The sequence below is a fragment of the Burkholderia territorii genome (assembly GCF_001718335.1).
GTDB classification, from domain to species: domain Bacteria; phylum Pseudomonadota; class Gammaproteobacteria; order Burkholderiales; family Burkholderiaceae; genus Burkholderia; species Burkholderia territorii.
Genome location: NZ_CP013365.1, coordinates 415536 through 436853 on the forward strand (window position 1 = coordinate 415536; position 21318 = coordinate 436853).

A 21318-nucleotide genomic window follows, 5' to 3' on the forward strand; every position below is an offset into this window, starting at 1 on the left:
CTTTACCGGGAGAATGCGATGACCGCGCCCACCGCCGTCGTACCGGGCTGGGAACTCGACGTTGCGCCGTTTCATGCGGGCGAGCTCGCCGTGCAACAGCGCGCGGGCGTGACGGAGGCCGCGGGCGCCGCCGGCCGGCGCGGGATTCGCCGCTTCATGCCGGATCAGCATCGCGCATTCTTCGCGCAGTTGCCGTTTTTCGTGCTCGGCGGCGTGGACGCGCACGGCCAGCCATGGGCGACGCTGCGGGTCGGCACGCCCGGTTTCGTGACGACGCCGGACGCGCGCACGCTGCGCATCGACGGCGAAGCGTTGCCCGGCGATCCGCTGGCCGGCGCGTGGCAGCCGGGCGCGCCGCTCGGCGGGCTCGGGATCGAATTCGATACGCGCCGGCGCAATCGCGTGAACGGCGTCGTGCGCGCGGCCGACGACGGCGGGCTGACGATCGCGGTCGAGCAGAGCTTCGGCAATTGTGCGAAGTACATCCAGGGCCGCAAACCCGTGTTCGTCGCGCGTGAAGCCGGGGCGTCCGGTGCACCCGACGTGTCGGACCGGCTGAGCGATGAGGATGTCGCGTTGCTCGAGCAGGCCGATACGTTCTTCGTCGCGAGTGCGAACACGTCGGCCGACGCGGGCGCCGCGCGCGGCGCGGACGTGTCGCATCGCGGCGGCATGCCGGGCTTCGTGCGCGTCGACGATGCGCACACGCTGACGACGCCGGATTTCAGCGGCAATCGCTTCTTCAATACGCTCGGCAATCTGCAGCACGATCCGCGCGCGGGGCTGCTGTTCGTCGATTTCGACAGCGGCGATCTGTTGTATGTCGCCGCGCGCGCGGAGATCGTGTGGGACGGGCCGCTCGTCGCGTCGTTCGACGGCGCACAGCGAGTCGTGCGGTTTCATGTGCGCGAAGTGCGGCGCATGCGCGGCGTGCTGCCGTTCAGGTGGTCGGCGGTCGAGCGGGCACCGCAATTCGCGGCGATGGCGGGAGCGGGTGTGCGGGCCGCATCGGCGCCCACATCCGCACCTGCGCCTGCATCCACGTCCGCTTCCTCCTCGCGCTCGGGCTGGCGCCCGCTTCGCATCGCGCAGATCGTCGACGAAGCGCGCGCGGTCCGCTCGTTTCATTTCGAACCGGTGGATGGCGACGCGTTGCCGGCGTACGAAGCCGGGCAGCACCTGACGCTGCGCGTCGCGCTGCCGGGCGAACAGGCGCCGACGATCCGCAGCTACACGCTGTCCGATGCACCTGGCGCACCGCGTTACCGGATCACCGTGAAGCGCGAGGGACGCATGTCGGCGTGGCTGCACGATCATGCGCGCGTCGGCACGATGCTCGACGCGCAGATGCCGCGCGGCCGCTTCACGTTCGACGTCGCGAGCCCGCGACCGGCCGTGCTGGTGTCGGCCGGTATCGGCATCACGCCGATGATCGCGATGCTGCGCCGTGCGCTCGCGGACGGCGACGCAACGCGTCGCATCGTGTTCGTGCACGGCGCGCGCGACGCGGCCGACCGGCCGTTTGCCGCGGAACTGACGCGCATCGCCGATGCCGACGCGCGCGTGTCGCTGCACTGGTTCGACAGCCGGCCGCAGCGCGATGGCGCGGCGCGGCCGGGGCGCATCGACATCGCGGAACTGAAGCGCATCCTCCCGTTCGACGACTACGATTTCTACCTGTGCGGGCCGTCCGCGTTCATGCGCGACTTGTACGACGGATTGCGTGCGCTGAACGTACCGGACGAGCGCATCCGCTTCGAGGCGTTCGGGCCGTCGAGCATCGCGCGCCACGCGAGCCGCGCGGCGCGCGCACCGGCGGCAAGCATCCCCGTCGTGTTCCGCCGCTCGGCGCGCGACACCGAATGGACGCCCGCCGACGGCACGTTGCTCGAATTCGCCGAAGGTCAGCGCGTGGCGGTGCCGTCCGAGTGCCGGGCGGGGTCGTGCGGCACGTGCGCGACGCGCGTGTTGTCCGGTGCGGTCGAGTACGTGCAGGCGCCCGATGCGCCGGTCGAACCCGGTTGTGCGCTGCTGTGCGTCGCGCGGCCTGCCGAAGGGGCCGCGGTGCCGCTCGTGCTCGATTGTTGAACGCCACCATGCGACATGCCGCCGCAGACGGCCTGCTACGCGAAAAGCGCATGCAACTGCTACTTCTTTCGGATGCCGGTCGGATCGACGATAGCGTCAACCGATTCGATGAAAGGAGCGCAACCATGAAACTGCTCGGCATGATCAAGCTGGTCCTGTGGAGTTTCTTCGGCGTACGCAACAGCAAGGCACACGCCGCCGATCTCGCGAACGTCAATTACACGTTGCTGCCGTTCGTGGCGATCGTGCTCGCGCTGCTCGTCGGCGCGGTCATCTACGGCGTCGTGCATCTGGTCGTCGATCCGACCGCGACGATGCAGGGGTTTTGATCGACTGCAGAATCGCGAGCGGGTGAACGTTCCCGCTGCGGCTTTCGGCCACGTGAGCCGCACGTGACCGTGCCGGCCGCCGAGGTGGCCGCGCACGATGCCCGCCTCGCGCACATCGGCACCGTCGCCATGCCGCGTGAATCACGCGGTTTCCAATCCCGCCTTCCACTCCACATCCCCGACTTGCCCGATTCCGCGGCGGTCGGTCCCGCCCGGGGTAAAATGCGCGCCGCGCCGCGATGTCGTGCGCGACGGGCACGCCGCCGTTCCGACGAATGGCGCACGCGGATGCCCGGCGCCCGCACCGGGGCGCATGAAGCGCCCGCGCATGACCAGAACACGCAAGGCGCCGGCCGCCCGACACGCTCGCGATCCACGGATCGATGGCGGCGCCGGTGCCGGGCGCGCCACCGTCATCCGATGTCCCATCCTGCGCTTTCCCGATCGATCGGCCCGCATGCGGCCTGATCGCCCGATTCGTCTGATGAATATCGTGTCGACGGTTGCGCGCCGCTGCCGCAGGAATGGTCGCGGGTTCTTGCGCCGGGTCGCGCATCGCGGCTGCATAACGAGTTTCGAGTGTCTCGACAGGGTCGAGTGGCGAGTTTTCATCCAGAACAATGACGGTGAACAAAACAACAGCGGCGCGCGCACGGCGGCGCGCGAAGGTCGGGCTTGGCGTCGGTGTCGGCATCACGCTTTTCGCGGCGCAGGCCGCGGCGGCACCGGGCGATACGCCGGCATCCGACGCCGATGCGGCCGGCGCTGCCATACTGCCGGCGATCACGGTCAGCGCCGGGCGCGGCAGCACGTTTCGGGTGCGGGAGGCGTCGGTCGCAGGGCTCGACGATGCGCCGCTGCGCGACACGCCGGCTTCCGTCAACGTCGTCACGCGCGAGCAGATCGACGACCAGCAGGCCAAACGCTTGAGCGACGTGGTGCGCAACGATGCGTCGGTCGTCAACGACTATGCGCCGGTCGGCTATTTCGAAGGCTTCGCGATTCGCGGCTTTCCGGTCGATCTCGCGAGCGCGATCCGGATCGACGGGCTGACGGTGTCCGGCGAGCAGAACGTGCCGCTCGAGAACAAGGAGCGCGTCGAGATCCTGAAGGGCCTGGCCGGCATCGACAGCGGCGTGGTCGCGCCGGGCGGCGTGATCAACTTCGTGACGAAGCGCTCGGCGAACGTCGCGAGCGTGACGACCGGCGTCGACAGCCGCGGGTCGACGTCGGCGGCCGTCGATCTGGGTCGCCGCTTCGGTCCCGACAATCAGTTCGGCTTCCGGATCAATGCCGCGAAGGAGAACATGCACTCGTACATCGACGGCACCAACGGGCGACGCACGTTCGGCTCGATCGCCGCCGACTGGGACATCAGCCCGCGCGCGAGCCTGCAGTTCAACGCGGAATTCCAGCAGTGGATCCAGCGTTCCGCGCCCGGCTATCAACTGCTCGGCGGCACCGTCGTGCCGTCCGTCAACACGACGTCGAAGGCGCTCGGCACGCAGCCGTGGGCGAAGCCGGTGACGACCGACGCGCTGAACCTGAACGCACGCTTCGACTACCAGTTCAACGACGACTGGAAGGCTTACATCGCCGCGGGCCGCAGCCGCACGATGATCGACGACAACAGCGCGTTCGCGTATGGCTGCTATTACGCGGCGAGCTGCGCGGCCGGCACGACGTCGCCGTTCTTCTTCGGCGCGAACGGCGACTACGACGTGTACGACTTCCGCAGCCCCGGCGAATATCGCCGCAACGACGACCTGCGCGCGGTGACGACGGGCAAGTTCACGACCGGCCCGCTGCGCCATGAGCTGACACTCGGCGTGAATGTGCAGCGCCGCGTCGTGCACATGGCGAACGCCGTGTACGACTACGTGGGCAGCGAGAACATCTACGGACCGGACGTCGCATTCGCGCCGTCGCCGAACACCGCCGGGCCGTCGTATCCACAGCTCGATTCGTGGCAGTACGGCGTGTTCGGGCTCGACCGCATCAGCATCGGCGAGCACTGGCAGGTGCTCGCGGGCGGCAAGGAAGTGCTGCTGCGCCAGCGCAGCTGGACCAGCGTCGACGGCGACGCGACGCACACCGACCGCTCGGTGTTCCTGCCGCAGGTCGCGCTCGTCTACAAGCCGGTGAACGTGCTGTCGCTGTATGCGTCGTACAGCAAGGCGCTGTCGCTCGGCGACCAGGCGCCGGTGCGCGCGACCAACGCGTATGCGTTCCTGCCGCCGGTCGAATCGCACCAGTTCGAGCTCGGCGCGAAATACGACTGGCTCGACCGGTTGAGCCTCACGGCCGCCGTGTTCTCGATCAGCAAGCCGTTCCAGTTTGCCGATCCCGATGCGTCGGGCACGAGCTACACGTTCGTGCAGCGCGGCACGCAGCGTCACCAGGGGATCGAGCTCGGTGCGGCCGGGCGCGTGACCGAGCGGCTCGGGCTGACGGCCAGCGTCGCGGCGATCCGCGCGCGCGCGTACGATTCGGGTTCGCCCGCGTACGAAGGGCACCAGATCATCAACGTGCCGGCGCTGCGCGCGTCGTTGTATGCGGACTACGCGGTGCCGGGCGTCGCCGGCCTGAACGTGCTCGGCGGCGTCGAGTACAGCGCCGCGCGCAACGCGAACGAGGAAGGCACCGCGCGCGTGCCGTCGTGGTTCGTGTTCAATCTCGGCGCGCGCTACACGACGAAGATCGGCGGCCATCGCACGGTGTTGCGCGTGTCGGTGGACAACCTGTTCAACAAGTTCTACTGGCGCGACGCAGGCGAGCAGCAGGGCGATGCCTATCTGTTCCCGGGCGCGCCGCGCACGGCGCGCGTATCGTTGACCTATGATTTCTGATCGTCCGCATTTGGCCGCGTGATGCGCGGCCCCGACAGCCCACCAGGAGAGCACAGACGATGTCCCCACTCGAAATCGCCGGCGTGATCGTCAGCGCACTCGCGATCTGGCTGACCGCGAAGCGGCGCATGCTGTGCTGGCCGGTCGGGCTCGCGTCGGTCGCGCTGTACGGCTGGATCTTCTTCGACGCGAAGCTGTATTCCGACATGCTGCTGCAGGGCGCGTTCGCGGTGCTGCAGGTGTACGGCTGGCGCCGCTGGATCGCGCAGCGCACGCTGGAAGCGAGCGGCGGCGCGGCGCCGGCAGGCGACGTCGCGCCCGTTACCGGCGTGCGGCCGCGGCAGATGCTGCCCGACCTGATCGCGGCCGTCGTCGGCAGCGCGCTGCTCGGCGGGATGATGGCGCGCTGGACCGATGCGGCGCTGCCGTTCGTCGATGCGTCGCTGACGGCGTTCAGCCTTGTCGCGCAATACTGGACCGCGCGGCGCTACATCGCGTCGTGGGGATTGTGGATCGTCGTGAATGTCGTATACGTCGGGATGTTCGTGTTCAAGGCGCTGTATCTGACGGCCGGCCTCTATGCGCTGTTCATCGCACTCGCCGTCGTCGGCTGGCGCGACTGGAGCCGGACGGCCGACGCGCTGCGCGCGACGGCGAGCCCGGCGAACTGATTCACGGGCCGATTCAACCACGGAGCTGCGTCGTTCATGACATTTCCTCTCGAGCCGAACGCGCCTGCATCGCGTGACGCCGCCGACGCGCAAGACGTCGCACCGCCGCAGTTCGGCGTCGACGGCGAGCAGGCCGAGCGCGACTGGCCGCTGATGACGCACGCCGAAGTGGCGGGCGTGCTCGCGCGGATCGATGGCGTCGGCGCGCCGGCGCGGCTCACGTGGCACAGCCCGCGGCCGTTCTCGGCGGCCGTGCTGGTGCGCACGACGGACGAGCGCGCACTGTTCGTCAAGCGACATCACGTGAGCTTGCGCGATGTCGCCGGACTCGAGGAAGAGCATCGCTTCATCGCGCATCTGCGCGAGCGCGGTGTTGCGGTCGCCGACGTGCTCGCCGGTCGCGACGGTGCGACTGCGTTCGCATCCGGCGACTGGACTTACGAAGTGCACGTGGTCGCGCCCGGCGTCGACGCGTATCGCGGCGTGATGTCGTGGCAGCCGTTCAAGCATCCTTCGCACGCGTATGCGGCAGGCCGCGCGCTGGCCGAACTGCATCGCGCGTCGGCCGGCTACGATGCGCCGGCGCGGCCCGTGCGCACGCTGTTGTCGAGTTTCCGTGTGCTGTCGTCCACCGATCTCGCCGGTGCGCTCGAACGGTGGGTCGACGCGCAGCCGCTGCTCACGCGCGCGCTGGGTACGCGCGACTGGCGTGGCGACGTCGCGGCTGCGATCGGCCCGTATCACGCACGCCTCGTGCCGCTGTTGCCCGCGCTGCCGCCTTTGTGGACGCACGGCGACTGGCACGCGTCGAACCTGCTGTGGACCGATGCCGGCCCCGGCGCAGAGGTGCGCACCGTGCTCGATTTCGGCTTGTCTGATCGCACGTGCGCGGTGATGGACGTCGCGCTCGCGATCGAGCGCAATACGATCGACTGGATGGCGCCCGCCAATGCGCGCCGCATCGAGTATGCGCACATCGATGCGCTGCTCGACGGCTACGAATCGCTGGAGCCGTTGAGCGACGATGCGTATGCGGCGCTGGTCGCGATGCTGCCGATCGCGCATACGGAGTTCGCGTTGTCGGAGGTCGCGTATTTCGGGTGCGTCATCGACGCCCCGGCGATCGTCGACATCGCGTACGACGGCTACCTGCTCGGGCACGCGCGCTGGTTCGGCGAGCGCGACGGACGACAACTGCTCGACTGGCTGGTGCAACGCCGGCGCGCGAAGCGGGGCAGCGTGTAAAGCCGCGTGCCGGCCGTGTCGGCGGCCAGGGCTTCCTTTTCCTCCATTGCCTCGGTGCGGCGATCGCGCCGCACGTTCATCCGAACTGCGTGATCTTCGACGCGGGACGCAGCTCCCGCAGGACGACGCACGTCCGCACTGCGTCACGTCCAACATGACGGAATTGTCATTTTCGGCTCATGTTCGCACTGCGCCCGCTCCGTAGCATCGGTGCGAACCGTTATCGCAGAACCGAACATGCTCAAACTCACACTGGCCGCGGCCGTTGTCTTTGCGACGGCCGCGGCGGTCCATGCGCAGCCGCCGGAGGTTGCGGCGCCGGCGCCGGCCTCGCCGCCGACGGCCGCCGGCGCCGCGCTGCCTTACGACGCGCCTTCTTTCTCATCGCTGACGCTGTCCGATGCGCTCGCGGCCGCGGCCCGAAACAACCCGGCGTTGCGCGGTGCGCGCGCGGACGTCGATGCGTCGGCCGGCGCGCTGATGCAGGCTGGCGTGCGGCCCAATCCGGAAGTGTCGTTGCTGCAGGAAGGCTTCAGCCGCGCGGAGCGCACGTCGACCGCACTGATCAACCAGACCATCGAACTCGGCGGCAAGCGCCGTGCACGGGTCGACGTCGCGTCGTACGGCCGCGAGGCCGCGAATGCGTCGCTCGACGAGCAGGGTGCCGCCGTGCGCGCCGATGTGATCGCGGCTTTCTACGGATTGCTCGCCGCGCAGCGCCAACTTCAGGTTACCGAAGAATCGGCCGCCATCGCGGCGCGCTCGGCCGAACTCGCGGGCCGCCGCGCACAGGCCGGCAAGGTGTCGCCGGTCGAGGCGACCAAGGCGCAGGTCGCGGCGGCAGGCGTGCGGATCGAGGTGACGACCGCGCGTGGCCGGGTCGACGTCGCGCGCGAGAAGCTGAATGCGGTGATGGGCGAGGCGCGCGGCGACCGGTGCGTCGCCCTCGGCGATCTGGAAACGGTGCCGGCGGTCGAACCGTTGTCCGCGCTCACCGCGCGGCTCGACGATGCGCCGCTCGCCCGCGTCGCGCGAGCGGAGATGCTGCGCGCGAATGCGTCGGTGTCGCTCGAACGTGCGCGGCGCATTCCGGACGTGACGGTAAGCGCGGGCGTGAAGCGGGTGACGACCGGCGGCGTGCCCGACAACCAGGCCGTGGTCGGCGTATCCATTCCGATTCCGCTGTTCGACACGAACCGCGGCGCGTTGCTCGAAGCGACGCACAAGGCCGAGCGTGCGAGCGCCGATCTCGACCGCGCGCGCATGCGGCTGCGGCTCGAACTGGCGCAGGCGTATGCGAACTTCGATGCGGCCGCGCAGGAAGCGCGGCGGTTGAAGACCGACATCCTGCCCGGCGCACGGCTCGCGCTCGATGCGATGTCGCGCGGCTACGAGCTCGGCAAGTTCAGCTTCCTCGACGTGCTCGACGCGCAGCGCACGCTGTTCCAGGGGCAATCGCAATACGTGCGCGCGCTTGCCGACGCGCACGCGGCGCGCGCCGACATCGGCCGGCTCGTCGGCGCGCCGCTGACTGCCGCCGCGCAATAGCCGCGCCTTTCACCAGAAGGATCATCATGTCACGCAGCAGAATCTTCATCATGGCGGCGGCCGTGCTCGGCGGCGTCGGGCTCGTGCTCGGCGCGCTCGCCGTCACACGCGGCGGTGCATCCGAACCCTCGGGCACCGACGCCGCGCAAGCGGCCGACGGCGCGGGCACCGGCTCGCACGGCGGCGTCGTGCTCACGCGCGGCAGACTGTCCGTCGAGATCGTGATGACGGAAAAGCCCGGCGACGCGCGGCTCGTCGTCTATCCGTTCGTCGACGGCAAGCCGCTCGACAAGGGCGTTGCCGTGTCGGGCACGCTGGTGCGGTACGACCGCTCGCACGAACCAATGCGTTTCGACGCGGACGGCCGGAAGTTCGTGTCGGTGCAGCCGATCGCGAAGCCGCACGTGTTCGACGCGACGATCGACGTCAAGGCGGGCAATGCGGCCGCGTCATTCCCGTTCGCCCGCGCGGACGGCGCGATCGCGCTGACCGACGCGCAGCTCCAGACGTCGAGGATCGCGCTCGCGAAGGCCGGCCCCGCGCAGATCGCCACGCCGTTCCAACTGCCGGGCGAGATCAAGTTCAACGAGGATCGCACCGCGCACGTCGTGCCGCGCGTGGCCGGCATCGTCGAACAGGTGTCGGTGTCGCTTGGGCAGAACGTCGCGAAGGGGCAGGTGCTGGCCGTGATCGCGAGCACCGATCTCGCGGACCGTCGCAGCGAACTGCTGACCGCCGAGCGCCGGTTGGCCGGTGCGCGCGCGACCTATGAACGCGAACGCACGCTGTGGCAGGAGCGCATCTCGGCGGAGCAGGACTACCAGCAGGCGCAGGTGCAACTGCGCGAGGCCGAGATCGCCGTGCAGAACGCGCGGCAGAAACTGGCCGCGCTGAACGCGCCGGCCGGCTCGGGCGCGCTGAACCGCTACGAGCTGCGCGCGCCGTTCGCGGGCACGATCGTCGAAAAACATGCAACGCCTGGCGAAGCGATCGCAGCCGATGCGAGCATGTTCGTGATCTCCGACCTGTCGACGGTGTGGGCCGAGATGGCGGTGCCCGCGCAGCGGCTGAACGACGTGCGTGTGGGCCGCGACGCGACCGTCAGCGCGACCGCGTTCGAGTCGCGCTCGAGCGGCCCGATCGCGTACGTGGGCGCGTTGCTCGGCGAACAGACGCGCACCGCACCCGCGCGTGTCGTATTGCCGAATCCGGACGGCGTGTGGCGGCCGGGGATGTTCGTGAACGTGTCGGTCGACGCGGGCAAGCAGGCCGTGCCGCTCGCGGTCGCAAGCGACGCGCTGCAGGACGTCGACGGTGCTCCGTCGGTGTTCGTGCGCTCGCCGAAGGGCTTCGTCGCCCAGGCCGTCGAGACGGGGCGGCGCGACGAACGCGCGACGGAAGTGCTGAAGGGGCTCAGGCCGGGCCAGGAATATGTGGCCTCGAACAGCTTCGTGCTGAAGGCCGAGCTCGGCAAGGGGAGCGCGGAACATGAATGAACGTCACGTATCGAAGGCCAATGCGGTAGCCGTTCCGAGCTTCGAGGAATTCCGCCATGTTTGAGCGCCTGATCCGCTTTGCGATCGCGCACCGCTGGCTCGTGATGCTGGCGATCGCCGCCGTGGCCGCGCTGGGCGTGTTCAGCTACCAGAAGCTGCCGATCGACGCGGTGCCCGACATCACCAACGTGCAGGTGCAGATCAATACGGCCGCGCCCGGCTACTCGCCGCTGGAGGCCGAGCAGCGCATCACGTATCCCGTCGAGACCGCGATGGCCGGCCTGCCGGGCCTCGAGCAGACGCGTTCGATATCGCGCTACGGTCTGTCGCAGGTCACCGTGATCTTCAAGGACGGCACGGACATCTACTTTGCCCGCCAGCTCGTCAACGAGCGCATCCAGGAAGCGAAGGACAAGCTGCCGGTCGGCATTGCGCCCGCGATGGGGCCAACGTCGACCGGCCTGGGCGAGATCTACCTGTGGACCGTCGAGGCCGAGGCGGCCGCACGCAAGCCCGACGGCACGCGCTACACGGCGGCCGACCTGCGCGAGCTGCAGGACTGGGTCGTCCGGCCGCAACTGAGGAACGTGCGCGGCGTGACCGAGGTGAACTCGATCGGCGGCTATGTGAAGGAATACCGCGTCGCGCCGAACCCGGCGAAGCTGATGTCGTACGGGCTGACGCTCGCCGACGTCGTGCGCGCGCTCGAACGCAACAACGACAACGTCGGCGCCGGCTACATCGAGAAGCGCGGCGAGCAGTACCTGGTGCGCGTGCCGGGCCAGGCGCGCACCGTCGACGACATCGCGAACATCGTGCTGACCAACGTCGGCGGCGTGCCGGTGCGGATGAAGGAGGTGGGCCAGGTCGACATCGGCCGCGAGCTGCGCACCGGCGCGGCGACCTCGAACGGCGAGGAGGTCGTGCTCGGCACGGTATTCATGCTGATGGGCGAGAACAGCCGCTCGGTCGCGAAGGCCGTCGCCGCGAAGATGGCGGACGTGAACCGCACGCTGCCGGCCGGCGTGAAGGCGATTCCCGTCTACGACCGCACCGTGCTCGTCGAGAAGGCCGTCGCGACGGTGAAGAAGAACCTGCTGGAGGGCGCGATCCTCGTGATCGCCGTGCTGTTCCTGTTCCTCGGCAACATCCGCGCGGCGCTGATCACCGCGCTCGTGATCCCGCTGTCGATGCTGATGACCTTCACGGGGATGGTCAATGCGAAAGTCAGCGCGAACCTGATGAGCCTCGGCGCGCTCGACTTCGGGATCATCGTCGACGGTGCCGTCGTGATCGTCGAGAACTGCGTGCGGCGGCTCGCGCATGCGCAGGCCGCCGCCGGCCGGCCGCTGACGCGCGACGAACGCTTCGCGGAAGTATTCGGCGCATCGCAGGAGGCACGCCGCGCGCTGATCTTCGGGCAACTGATCATCATGGTCGTGTACCTGCCGATCTTCGCGCTCACCGGCGTGGAAGGGAAGATGTTCCATCCGATGGCCGTGACCGTGGTGATGGCGCTCGCGGCCGCGATGGTGCTGACTGTCACGTTCATCCCGGCAGCGGTCGCATTGTTCATCGGCGCGCGCGTCGAGGAAAAGGAAAACCGGCTGATGGGCTGGGCGCGGCGCGCGTACGAACCGGTGCTCGCCGCGTTCATGACGCGCCCCGCGCGCGTGATGCTCGGCGCGGGCGCGATCGTGCTGGTCACGCTCGGGCTCGCGACGCGGCTCGGCAGCGAATTCATCCCGAGCCTGAACGAGGGCGATCTCGCGGTCGCCGCGCTGCGGATTCCCGGCACGAGTTTGTCGCAGTCCGTCGAGATGCAGAAGTCCATCGAAAAGACGCTGAAGGCGCGCTTCCCGGAAATCGAGCGCGTGTTCGCGCGCACCGGCACGGCCGAGATCGCGGCCGACCCGATGCCGCCGAACCTGTCGGACGGCTACATCATGCTCAAGCCGACCGACCAGTGGCCCGACCCGAGCAAACCGCGCGACCAGCTCGTGCGCGAGATCGAGGCGTCGCTCGCGGAGCTGCCCGGCAACGCGTACGAGTTCTCGCAGCCGATCCAGCTGCGCTTCAACGAGCTGATCTCGGGCGTGCGCAGCGACGTCGCGGTGAAGATCTTCGGCGACGACATGGCCGTGCTGAACCAGACCGGCGAGCAGATCGCCGCCGCGCTGCAGAAGGTGCCGGGTGCATCCGAAGTGAAGGTCGAGCAGACCACCGGGCTGCCCGTGCTGACCGTCAACCTCGACCGCGACAAGCTCGCCCGCTACGGCGTGACGGTCGCCGACCTGCAGGATACGGTGGCCGCGGCCGTGGGCGGGCAGAAGGCGGGGACATTGTTCCAGGGCGATCGCCGCTTCGACATCGTCGTGCGGCTGCCCGACGAGCTGCGCTCCGACATCGAGGCGATCAAGCGGCTGCCGATCGCGCTGCCCGCGCCGGCCGCCGGCGCCAGCGCGCCGCTCGCGCAGGCGCCGTACGTGCCGCTCGCGGAACTCGCGACGATCGACGTCGCGCCGGGCCCGAACCAGATCAGCCGCGAGGACGGCAAGCGGCGCGTCGTCGTCAGTGCGAACGTGCGCGGCCGCGACGTCGGCTCGTTCGTCGCCGACGCGCGCGAGCAGTTGCAGCAGGATGTGCGCGTGCCGGCCGGCTACTGGGTGTCGTGGGGCGGCCAGTTCGAGCAGTTGCAGAGTGCAAGCGAGCGGCTGAAGCTGGTGGTGCCGCTCGCGCTGTTCATGGTGTTCGTGTTGCTGTTCGTGATGTTCAACAACGTGAAGGACGGGCTGCTGGTGTTCACCGGCATTCCGTTCGCGCTGAGCGGTGGCGTGGTGTCGCTGTGGCTGCGCGGGATTCCGCTGTCGATCACCGCGGCGGTCGGCTTCATCGCGCTGTCCGGCGTCGCGGTGCTCAACGGTCTCGTGATGATCTCGTTCATCCGCAACCTGCGTGACGAGGGGATGCCGCTCGACGCGGCCGTGCGCGAAGGCGCGCTCACGCGGTTGCGCCCCGTGCTGATGACCGCGCTCGTCGCATCGCTGGGCTTTCTGCCGATGGCGTTCGCGACCGGCACCGGCGCCGAGGTGCAGCGTCCACTTGCGACCGTCGTGATCGGCGGTATCCTGTCGTCCACGGCGCTGACGCTGCTGGTGCTGCCGGTGCTGTACCGCATGAGCCATGCGGTGTCGTGGCGTGCGGTATTGCGCGGCGGCTTCGGCGCGGGCGTGCTGCGCCGGCTGGGTTTCTTCAAGGGTAATACGTGATGCGAATTCTGATTGTCGAGGATGAACCGAAAACCGGCGCCTATCTGCGCAAGGGCCTGACTGAAGCCGGCTATGTCGTCGACTGGGTGGAGGACGGCATCACGGGCCAGCACCAGGCCGAGACCGAGGAGTACGACCTGCTCGTGCTCGACGTGATGCTGCCGGGGCAGGACGGCTGGGCGCTGTTGCAGAACCTGCGCCGCAGCAAGTCGACGCCCGTGCTGTTCCTCACCGCGCGCGACGACGTTGGCGATCGCGTGAAAGGCCTCGAACTCGGCGCCGACGATTACCTGGCCAAGCCGTTCGACTTCGTCGAGCTCACCGCGCGCATCAAGTCGATCCTGCGGCGCGGCCAGCCGCGCGATTCGAACACGCTGCGCGTGGCCGATCTCGAGCTCGACCTGACGCGCCGCAAGGCGACGCGGCAGCGCGACACGATCCTGCTGACCGCGAAGGAATTCGCGTTGCTGTGGCTGCTGATGCGTCGCGAAGGCGAGATCCTGCCGCGCGCGACGATCGCGTCACAGGTATGGGACATGAACTTCAACAGCGATACGAACGTCGTCGATTCCGCGATCCGGCGGCTGCGCTCGAAGATCGACGACGCATACGAGCCGAAGCTGATCCACACCGTGCGCGGCATGGGCTACGTGCTCGAAGTGCGCGACGGCGCGGCGACATGATCGCGCGCCTGCTGCCGCGCACGCTGCGCGGACGCCTGACCGCGCTGATCATTCTGTCGACGTCGGTGATCCTCGCATCGAGCGGGGTTGCGCTGTACGAAGCGTTGAGCAATCGCATCGAGACGACGGCCGCCGAGCAGATGGCCGGTATTTCCGCGGCGCTGGGTACGCATCTGGCGGAAGCGCATTCGACGGCCGAGGTCGCACGCAACGCCGATATCTGGCTCGACCAGTTGCACGGGCATCCGAACATGGATCTGGCGATCTACGATGCGGCCGGCACGCGCATCGTCGGCACACCGGGGTTCCGGACCTACGCGCCGCTGCTGTCGACGGATGCGGGTCGTATGCCGGTATTCGTCGCGCCGCCCGGCATGCTGCACCAGTATCTGGTGACGACCGTGCCGCTCGCCGGCGCGGGCGCGCCCGTCGTGCGCGTCGCGGTGCAGTACGACCGCAGCGCCGACGTGCTGCTGCTGCGCACGCATGCTTATACGATCGTCGTGATCGAGGTGTTCGGCGTCGTGCTGGCGGCCGCGATCGCATACGGCATCGCCGCGCTCGGGCTCGGCCCGCTGCGGCGCTTCGCGGCGCGGGCCGAGCAGATGTCGACGAGCCGGCTGGCCCATCCGCTGCCGGAACTCGATACGTCAGGCGAACTGAAGGAGCTGGAGCATGCGTTCAACGGCATGCTTGCACGTCTGAACGAATCGTTCACCCGCCTGAGCCAGTTCTCGTCGAACCTCGCGCACGACATGCGCACGCCGCTCACGAACCTGCAGGCGGCCGCGCAGGTCGTGCTGTCGCAGCCGCGCAGCGCTGACGAATACCGGAGCGTGATCGAGTCGAGCATCGACGAGTATCAGCGGCTGTCGAGGATGATCGAGGACATGCTGTTCCTCGCGCGCTCGGAGCAGGCCGGCACGTCGATCGACGTGCGCCGGCTCGATGCGGCCGAGGAAGCGTCGCGTGTCGCCGGCTACTACGAGTCGCTTGCGGATGATGCGGGTGTGACGGTGAAGGTGGACGGCTACGCATGGGTCGATGCGGATCTCACGTTGTACCAGCGCGCGCTGAGCAATCTGCTGTCGAATGCGCTTGCGTATGCGCCGCGCGGCAGCGTCGTGACGATCGATTGTTCGGAACAGGCCGGGGCGACGACGATCGCCGTATCGGATACGGGCCCGGGGATCGATGCGCAGCATGTCGCACGGATTTTCGAGCGCTTCTATCGTGTCGATCCGTCGCGACACAATTCGGCATCCGGGACGGGCCTTGGCCTCGCCATCGTCCGGTCGATCATGGACAACCATGGCGGCGAATGCGGTGTCGACAGCGATCCCGGCCGGCGCACGACATTCTGGCTGCGCTTTCCGCAGCGTCCGGCGGTTGCTTCGAACGCGGTGCCGGCAGCCCGTGCTTGAGATCGCACGCCGGTACGGCCGCGCGTTCGCCGCGATGCGGCGGCGCGCGGCACGCTGCACGCGATGGTGCGGCAGCGCCCGCGCGTGACCGGCATCAGCGGGTCGCGAGGTTGTCGTGATTGTCGGCCTGCGGCGCCTTCTCGCCGGCATGCACCGAAATCCCGTGAAGCTCCTTGTTGCGCGCGACGATCTCGCTGGTCGGCGGGTATTGCGTCTTGCTCGTCGGCACCGTGCCATCGTGCTGCGCCTGCTTCAGTTCGTTGACGACATCCGCGCGGGTCTTGCCCTGCGTCTGTGTCTGCGTTTGCGCGAATGCGGATTGTGTCGCGATGCCGATCGACAGCGTCGCGGTGACGAACAGCGCAGCGAGTTTTACCGTTTTCATGGAGCTCTCCTTGATGAGGCCGCCGGGTGGCGATCCATGGAACCAGTATGCGAACGCAGCCGAGCGTGGCCGTGATCGGGAAATGAAAAGTGCGTCAGATTGCGCGGCGGTGTGTGCAACGTGCGGGGCCGGCCGCATGACGCAATCGTCATGTTCGGGTCATGTGTGCGATGAGCGGGAGGCGGAGCATGACGCATGCCGGCGACAGATCGTGTCGCCGGCATGCGCACCGTCCACTGAGCTCGTATGGAAGCGGACGGCCTTGTTTGGATTTTTGCTCCGGACCAAATCGTGGATCGTTCCGCCATTCGCTTGTCGTTGCTTGCTTTGTTGTTCGCCCCGTTGCTCGCCGCGTGTGCTTCAGTTCATAGGGAAACCGAAATGGTTGGGTCGGCGGTGCCGAAAGCGAAGCGCGATGTGGAGTCCGCCGGTTCGATATCCGAGGGGCAGATCGACTATGCGGGGCATCGCTGCGGCAATCCGAATTTCTATGTGAAGACGCATCCGTGCCTGTTTCCGAGACGGTGATTGGTCGTACATACGCGAAACGGGATGCGTTGCGGATTTCCGAGGAATGTGGGAAAGAACGCCGTTGCTCGTCCGGTACCCGTCATTCACCGACATGCGCGCGCAGACGCTTGACGGTCGCTTCTCATTACACAGTAGACGTTCAGTCACGAATCGTGCCCGTCGCGCCATCGATCGATGCCGCTTGTGTTCGTCAGCTCCATGACTAGACTGGAGAATATCGCTCGGTCCAGCTTCGGCAGGCCGCTGATGTTCGCGCAGGTTGCATCGATCAGGAACGCATATGAAACGCTTCGAGCTGGAGCGAGGAACGAGCATGGCAGCGAGGGCCATGGCGGGCTCGCTTCTGCTGGCGTCTTCTGTCTTTTTCACGTCAGGACACGCCGAGCCGATCGTCACGGGGCCGCTCAGCGTCGACGGATCGCTCGTCGTTCTCGGGCCGGTGACTGTCGACGGTTCGCTGACGGTGGCCGGCAATATCTCCGCCCGCGGGCCGATCACCGTCGGTGGCGACGTCGGCACCGTCGGGACAGTTGGCGCCGAGGGTCCGATTACGCAGCGGCGTTGAATACGCGTCAGGCGAGATGTCGGACGACTTTGCAGCAGTCGTCCTCTCGACTCGGCAGTCAGTTGACACGTTTCGCAGAATACGCGCTCGAAGCGTGCGACGTAACCGGCGATGCGTCGGGTTCCACCACGAAGCGTCATTCGTCCGTTGCGTCGCTAAGGCAGTCGGACGGCCGCTACACGTTTGAAGGTGCCGCTGAGCACGACCCTGGCTGACCGGCCGCAACGAATAGGTAACTTCCCGTCCGTTCAAGCGCGTGCATAGGCTGCCGGGAAGCTTGGTGCGTCTCGAATAGTCTGATGACGTGCTGGTGCTGCTGTATCGGAAAGCACGGAACATAGGAGTCTTCAAAACAGGCAACGATTCGCGAGCCGGGACAATGCATTGCGCGTCTGTGGGTGGATCAAGTAGCACCGGCAATATGAACGCGGTAACGATTACCAGGAGTAACCGTGCGGATGCGCCGAACGCCGAATGACCAACGGCGGCGCTGCGTGCGGCCACGGGCTGATCGTGAGACCCGAGAAACCGAGGAAGAGCAGTCGAATCGACGCGACGAACGGCAACACGTTGCAGCCGCGCGCGGTGATGCTCGCATCGGCCACCGGGTATGCATACGCTGACCGCGACGACGCACGCGAGTTAGTGTTTCGCAAATTTTGCCAGGCCGGAAAGTTCACGACAAAGCGCAAGCAATAAGACCAGTCTCGCATCATTGATCTCGCGTCAGCTTGATATGACGGTCACTACCACCTGAAGAAAGAATGACGAAGGGAAACACGCCGTCCCGGAGTCAAATTCCATTCGCCAAATGGAGGCCACCGAGCATCGCTCTGGAGGGGCCACAAGGTCCACCATGATTTCGGTGATTCCGCCCGGTAACGTCTCGGGAATCGGAACCGAATTTGTCAAGGACGTCAGGTAGTTCGGCACGATAGGCAGCAACGAGCCATCCTCGCCGCGGCGCGCAATCACGTATTGCTCATCAACTCTGACCAGCCGACGCTTCCGCCACGGAACTCGACCGGTGTTCTGCACCTTCCAGATTTTTCGAAACGACTCGCCTGCATGCACTATCGAATGGTCGGGCACGGTGACGTCCGAAGTGAATTCGATCGAGTCATCCGCATTATGGATACCGTCGGCGCGAACCAACTCCCGCGATAACCCGGCATCGTGACGATCGGAATCCTCGCCCAAGCCGAAGTATCGGAACAGTTGTATCGGCGATATCTTGAGCGCAACGGCCAACCGGATCAGGGTTCTGATCGAGGGATCTCGAGTGTCGCCTGAAGCGAGCTTGTAGAGATATGTGCGCGTCAAGCCGGCATCGGTAGCCAATTCCTTGACGGTTTTGCCAAGTTCACGGGCACGGCGAGACAGCAGAGCATCCATTTGCCCGACTCGCGAGATCGTTCGCTCATTTCTTCCGCGTGAGACCGGAACCGATTCGCCGGGCTTTGATAACGCCGTCATGATCAAGAACCGAGGTTCAATGTAGCCACGCCTACTACGATGAACGCAAATCCTAGCAACCGTAGCGTATTGGCCGATTCATTGAAAAACAGGATACCGACCAGCGCGGTAAGTGCCGTACCGCACCCGGCCCATAGCGCGTAAGTGAGACTGACTTCGAGCCGCCTTATTGCCAAGGACATTAGCCATATTGCCAGGCCGTAGAGCACGACAACGCTCATTGAGGGAAGCGGTCGAGTGAATCCGTCGGCATATCGAAGGCCAACAGTGCCGGCGACTTCGGCGACGACGCTGGCGGCAACAAACAACCAGCTAAGGAGGGGAGATGTGGCGTCCATGGAATGCCGCTCCAGATTGCGCGCTTGTACCGAGCGCTGCAGATTTTCGGGAGCGGTACCCCGGACGGCCACAATTATACCGATTCGATGGAGTTAAGCAATGCTGCAAACCCGAGCTCATGGCGGAGGTATCTGTGAAAATGTTCCATGCCGGATTCCAATGGCAACTGATACGGGCCTGTTTCAGTCGCGCCACGCTTGAATAACGCATATCGTCCTTCTTGCATCCGCACACCGATCTCATTATCTTCCAAAGCGGTTTCGAGGTACGCTTGGGCGGCGAGTTCGGCCATTGCTTGACCGTTGGCGCGTTCAAGAAGGACCTTGGGATGATAATACTCGACGATATTCTTCGAGGAATCTGCGCCGCTGGGATAGATCGTCGATATCACCAATACCATCGGATACCACTCTATCATTACATTCGGATAGATCATTAGCCATATCGCAGCCACCGACGGGAGCGAGCCCGCATAGAAGTTCAGGACGGCATCATGCCAGGCGCGGTATACCTCGCTCTCGCCAGGATTTTGCAAGTTCCGGTGGAATCCTACCGTCTGAGCACTCCAATTCTTGCCAAAATGCCACTTTAGATCGTTGCATGAAACAAAGCGTCCCAATCCGGGATGAAATGGGGCGACATGGTAATCCTCAAGATAGAACTCGACAAACGTCTTCCAATTGTAGGCGCAGTCATGTTCTTCCACGTGTCCGAAGTAATAATCATCAAAATTAACTAGCCCCTGGATTTCCTGAGGGATTTCTTTTAGCTCGCTTAACTTTTCAGGATGTCCGATAAATCGTAAACCATTCCATGATTCCGTTTGGAATCTCTGCAGTTTTATATGTGCGCACTGATCCGCTGAAAAATTCGGCGCATGAGATAAACCTCCATTGGTATCGTATGTCCAACGATGCATGGGGCAAGATAATCGCCGCGCGTTGCCGCGCCCCTTCATGATTGTTGCCTGGCGGTGTCGACATACGTTCGAGAGGACGGCAACGCCAGATTCGTTTCTCACCATCATTAGTCCATGATTGTGATGCGGCAGGCTACAGTAATCATAGAGATTCGGCACCAGTAATTCGTGCCCTGCATATTGCGGTCGAGACGCGAATATCCTGTCCATCTCGAAATTCAGAAGCGCTTCGCTGAAATAGGCTCGTGGAGGAAGCTGGGGGTGCATGGCTTCCTGCGTTCCGCTTTGAACGGCGTTGAAATCGATTTTCGACACTTGTGGACCCTCGTTAGCCAGTAGATTCTCAGCATATGACGGCTATTAGTACATTCATTGAACATGTGTCTTCTAGAGCAGACACTGAATGAGAGCCGTTGGAGCGCAATCGAAACCATCGATCGGCGGAGCAGCTTGCACACGGGGGACGGCGACGTGAATGCACTTGAGAACATTGCCTCCGCTCTTGCATTCGCATCGAAAGCGGAGCGCGATGCTTTTTGCCAGAATCGCAACGTCTCTTGGCTTGCCCGAACAGATTGAGCCAGTTCGACTTGGAGTCGCCGCGATGAACGCGTTGCAAGCCCGTCATTTCATTTGAGCAGCCACTCAGTGCTGCATCGCTCAGTTCGTGTTCGGCGACGTGCCCGAGGGACGAACGTCCGCTTTTCTGCGAGTTCCTACCGAACGCTCCGGCTCGGCAACCGCAGCCACCCCACACAATCCCGCAAAGAACGAAAAAAAAGCCCGGCACTCACAGTGTCCGGGCCCAACGCGTGATCGCGCCGTGCGACGACGATACGCTTGCGTGGATTGCAACGGGGCATCCCCGTCACGCATTCGATGGTAGCGGCACGATTCATCGGGAGCCTGACCCGGAGATGAAATTTTCGTCATGCCCGTGCCCGGGCGTTGCCGTTGCCTTGATCGGAAGTGATGGCGTCGCCGGAGATTGACGTGCATCGTGTGCGCGTGCTGCCCCAACTGCAGGAGCCGATCGACGCCTATGTCGTTTGCGCACCGCCGCGCGCCGTGCGCTGCTCGCCGTTGCCTGATAGTCGACGAAGCGCGAGCGATGACGAAATCGTCATCCCGTGTTCACGATCGCGCACCGCCGGCAGATCAATCTTTGAACACCCGTTATCCATTCCGGACAAGGATTGAAGCCCATGAACATTCGACGCCCCGTGATTTCTATCGCCGTTGCCGCGCTGGCGATCACCGCTTTCTCGCAGTCTGCCGCCGCACAGTCCAGGACCCGACAGGAAGTGCGCCAGGAACTGCTGCGCGCCCGCCACGATGGTGTGATTCCGAGTCCGAAGCACGACTACCCGCCGAGCCCGGCCACCATCGCCCGCAATCAGGACATTCATCGCGCGACGGTCCATCGCGGCGAATCGGCGCCGGTCGTCGATGCGCACGACAGCAGCTTCGCGCTGCGTTGACATGTTTGCGGGGAGAAGCG

Annotated in this window: 18 protein-coding genes; 14 read left to right on the forward strand and 4 right to left on the reverse strand. The window is 65.9% G+C overall.

The genetic code is table 11. From position 1 onward, the window contains the following. Positions 1 to 18: 18 nt before the first annotated feature. The 10 genes from WS51_RS01980 to WS51_RS02025 all read left to right on the forward strand — a co-directional run bounded on the left by WS51_RS01980 (position 19) and on the right by WS51_RS02025 (position 15602). The gene (locus WS51_RS01980; protein ID WP_069228516.1) at positions 19 to 2088 is read left to right on the forward strand and encodes a pyridoxamine 5'-phosphate oxidase family protein; all 2070 of its coding nucleotides are present in this window, start codon (positions 19 to 21) and stop codon (positions 2086 to 2088) included. 125 nt (positions 2089 to 2213) lie between these two features. Then, on the forward strand, positions 2214 to 2417 hold the full coding sequence (locus WS51_RS01985; RefSeq protein WP_021164122.1) for a DUF2970 domain-containing protein: 204 nt from the start codon (positions 2214 to 2216) through the stop codon (positions 2415 to 2417). 620 nt (positions 2418 to 3037) lie between these two features. Beyond that, positions 3038 to 5266 carry a TonB-dependent siderophore receptor gene (locus WS51_RS01990; RefSeq protein WP_069228517.1) on the forward strand — a complete coding sequence of 743 codons (2229 nt, stop codon included), beginning with the start codon at positions 3038 to 3040 and terminating at the stop codon, positions 5264 to 5266. A 59-nt stretch (positions 5267 to 5325) separates the two neighbouring features. Continuing rightward, on the forward strand, positions 5326 to 5937 hold the full coding sequence (gene pnuC / locus WS51_RS01995; protein WP_059542836.1) for a nicotinamide riboside transporter PnuC: 612 nt from the start codon (positions 5326 to 5328) through the stop codon (positions 5935 to 5937). Positions 5938 to 5973: 36 nt separating this feature from the next. Further along, positions 5974 to 7182 carry a phosphotransferase enzyme family protein gene (locus WS51_RS02000; protein ID WP_069228518.1) on the forward strand — a complete coding sequence of 403 codons (1209 nt, stop codon included), beginning with the start codon at positions 5974 to 5976 and terminating at the stop codon, positions 7180 to 7182. Positions 7183 to 7419: 237 nt separating this feature from the next. Further along, the gene (locus WS51_RS02005) at positions 7420 to 8730 is read left to right on the forward strand and encodes a TolC family protein (RefSeq protein WP_069228519.1); all 1311 of its coding nucleotides are present in this window, start codon (positions 7420 to 7422) and stop codon (positions 8728 to 8730) included. A 50-nt stretch (positions 8731 to 8780) separates the two neighbouring features. Then, positions 8781 to 10226, forward strand: a complete 1446-nt coding sequence (locus tag WS51_RS02010; RefSeq protein WP_418219687.1) for an efflux RND transporter periplasmic adaptor subunit — start codon at positions 8781 to 8783, stop codon at positions 10224 to 10226. 56 nt (positions 10227 to 10282) lie between these two features. Then, positions 10283 to 13495 carry an efflux RND transporter permease subunit gene (locus tag WS51_RS02015; RefSeq protein WP_069228521.1) on the forward strand — a complete coding sequence of 1071 codons (3213 nt, stop codon included), beginning with the start codon at positions 10283 to 10285 and terminating at the stop codon, positions 13493 to 13495. Continuing rightward, positions 13495 to 14178: a heavy metal response regulator transcription factor IrlR gene (gene irlR, locus WS51_RS02020; RefSeq protein WP_069228522.1), complete on the forward strand. Its 684-nt coding sequence runs from the start codon at positions 13495 to 13497 to the stop codon at positions 14176 to 14178. Before WS51_RS02015 ends, irlR begins: the two co-directional genes overlap by 1 nt. Then, entirely contained in the window at positions 14175 to 15602 is a 1428-nt protein-coding gene (locus tag WS51_RS02025; protein ID WP_069228523.1) for a heavy metal sensor histidine kinase, read from the forward strand. The genes irlR and WS51_RS02025 overlap by 4 nt, the downstream gene beginning before the upstream one ends. A gap of 94 nt (positions 15603 to 15696) precedes the next feature. On the opposite strand, the gene WS51_RS02030 is transcribed toward WS51_RS02025, so the two are convergent. Further along, positions 15697 to 15987: a DUF4148 domain-containing protein gene (locus WS51_RS02030; protein WP_060271298.1), complete on the reverse strand. Its 291-nt coding sequence runs from the start codon at positions 15985 to 15987 to the stop codon at positions 15697 to 15699. A gap of 246 nt (positions 15988 to 16233) precedes the next feature. Here WS51_RS02030 and WS51_RS31865 point away from each other — a divergent pair, with 246 nt between their 5' ends. The 3 genes from WS51_RS31865 to WS51_RS33130 all read left to right on the forward strand — a co-directional run bounded on the left by WS51_RS31865 (position 16234) and on the right by WS51_RS33130 (position 17782). Further along, a complete protein-coding gene (locus tag WS51_RS31865) occupies positions 16234 to 16515 on the forward strand; it encodes a hypothetical protein (protein WP_059798373.1) in 282 nt (93 codons plus the stop codon). A gap of 283 nt (positions 16516 to 16798) precedes the next feature. Further along, positions 16799 to 17083 carry a hypothetical protein gene (locus WS51_RS02040; protein WP_069228524.1) on the forward strand — a complete coding sequence of 95 codons (285 nt, stop codon included), beginning with the start codon at positions 16799 to 16801 and terminating at the stop codon, positions 17081 to 17083. Between the two features lie 474 nt (positions 17084 to 17557). Further along, complete coding sequence (locus WS51_RS33130; protein WP_155773555.1) at positions 17558 to 17782, forward strand: hypothetical protein; 225 nt, start codon at positions 17558 to 17560, stop codon at positions 17780 to 17782. Positions 17783 to 17809: 27 nt separating this feature from the next. On the opposite strand, the gene WS51_RS02045 is transcribed toward WS51_RS33130, so the two are convergent. The 3 genes from WS51_RS02045 to WS51_RS02055 all read right to left on the reverse strand — a co-directional run bounded on the left by WS51_RS02045 (position 17810) and on the right by WS51_RS02055 (position 20084). Beyond that, positions 17810 to 18478 carry an NBR1-Ig-like domain-containing protein gene (locus WS51_RS02045; RefSeq protein WP_059770496.1) on the reverse strand — a complete coding sequence of 223 codons (669 nt, stop codon included), beginning with the start codon at positions 18476 to 18478 and terminating at the stop codon, positions 17810 to 17812. An 83-nt stretch (positions 18479 to 18561) separates the two neighbouring features. Further along, on the reverse strand, positions 18562 to 18897 hold the full coding sequence (locus tag WS51_RS02050) for a DMT family transporter (RefSeq protein WP_059770665.1): 336 nt from the start codon (positions 18895 to 18897) through the stop codon (positions 18562 to 18564). A 74-nt stretch (positions 18898 to 18971) separates the two neighbouring features. After that, positions 18972 to 20084 carry an aromatic ring-hydroxylating oxygenase subunit alpha gene (locus WS51_RS02055; RefSeq protein WP_069228525.1) on the reverse strand — a complete coding sequence of 371 codons (1113 nt, stop codon included), beginning with the start codon at positions 20082 to 20084 and terminating at the stop codon, positions 18972 to 18974. 938 nt (positions 20085 to 21022) lie between these two features. On the opposite strand from WS51_RS02055, the gene WS51_RS02060 reads away from it, so the two are divergent. After that, the gene (locus WS51_RS02060; RefSeq protein ID WP_059793341.1) at positions 21023 to 21298 is read left to right on the forward strand and encodes a DUF4148 domain-containing protein; all 276 of its coding nucleotides are present in this window, start codon (positions 21023 to 21025) and stop codon (positions 21296 to 21298) included. Positions 21299 to 21318: the final 20 nt, after the last annotated feature.

Excerpts from the sequence above, each read along its gene's own strand:
- WS51_RS01980 (WP_069228516.1), top strand. The coding sequence starts at position 19 with ATGACCGCGCCCACCGCCGTCGTACCGGGCTGGGAACTCGACGTTGCG.
- WS51_RS01985 (WP_021164122.1), top strand. The coding sequence starts at position 2,214 with ATGAAACTGCTCGGCATGATCAAGCTGGTCCTGTGGAGTTTCTTCGGC.
- WS51_RS01990 (WP_069228517.1), top strand. The coding sequence starts at position 3,038 with ATGACGGTGAACAAAACAACAGCGGCGCGCGCACGGCGGCGCGCGAAG.
- pnuC (WP_059542836.1), top strand. The coding sequence starts at position 5,326 with ATGTCCCCACTCGAAATCGCCGGCGTGATCGTCAGCGCACTCGCGATC.
- WS51_RS02000 (WP_069228518.1), top strand. The coding sequence starts at position 5,974 with ATGACATTTCCTCTCGAGCCGAACGCGCCTGCATCGCGTGACGCCGCC.
- WS51_RS02005 (WP_069228519.1), top strand. The coding sequence starts at position 7,420 with ATGCTCAAACTCACACTGGCCGCGGCCGTTGTCTTTGCGACGGCCGCG.
- WS51_RS02010 (WP_418219687.1), top strand. The coding sequence starts at position 8,781 with ATGGCGGCGGCCGTGCTCGGCGGCGTCGGGCTCGTGCTCGGCGCGCTC.
- WS51_RS02015 (WP_069228521.1), top strand. The coding sequence starts at position 10,283 with ATGTTTGAGCGCCTGATCCGCTTTGCGATCGCGCACCGCTGGCTCGTG.
- irlR (WP_069228522.1), top strand. The coding sequence starts at position 13,495 with ATGCGAATTCTGATTGTCGAGGATGAACCGAAAACCGGCGCCTATCTG.
- WS51_RS02025 (WP_069228523.1), top strand. The coding sequence starts at position 14,175 with ATGATCGCGCGCCTGCTGCCGCGCACGCTGCGCGGACGCCTGACCGCG.
- WS51_RS02030 (WP_060271298.1), bottom strand. The coding sequence starts at position 15,987 with ATGAAAACGGTAAAACTCGCTGCGCTGTTCGTCACCGCGACGCTGTCG.
- WS51_RS31865 (WP_059798373.1), top strand. The coding sequence starts at position 16,234 with ATGGAAGCGGACGGCCTTGTTTGGATTTTTGCTCCGGACCAAATCGTG.
- WS51_RS02040 (WP_069228524.1), top strand. The coding sequence starts at position 16,799 with ATGAAACGCTTCGAGCTGGAGCGAGGAACGAGCATGGCAGCGAGGGCC.
- WS51_RS33130 (WP_155773555.1), top strand. The coding sequence starts at position 17,558 with ATGACCAACGGCGGCGCTGCGTGCGGCCACGGGCTGATCGTGAGACCC.
- WS51_RS02045 (WP_059770496.1), bottom strand. The coding sequence starts at position 18,478 with ATGGATGCTCTGCTGTCTCGCCGTGCCCGTGAACTTGGCAAAACCGTC.
- WS51_RS02050 (WP_059770665.1), bottom strand. The coding sequence starts at position 18,897 with ATGGACGCCACATCTCCCCTCCTTAGCTGGTTGTTTGTTGCCGCCAGC.
- WS51_RS02055 (WP_069228525.1), bottom strand. The coding sequence starts at position 20,084 with ATGCACCCCCAGCTTCCTCCACGAGCCTATTTCAGCGAAGCGCTTCTG.
- WS51_RS02060 (WP_059793341.1), top strand. The coding sequence starts at position 21,023 with ATGAACATTCGACGCCCCGTGATTTCTATCGCCGTTGCCGCGCTGGCG.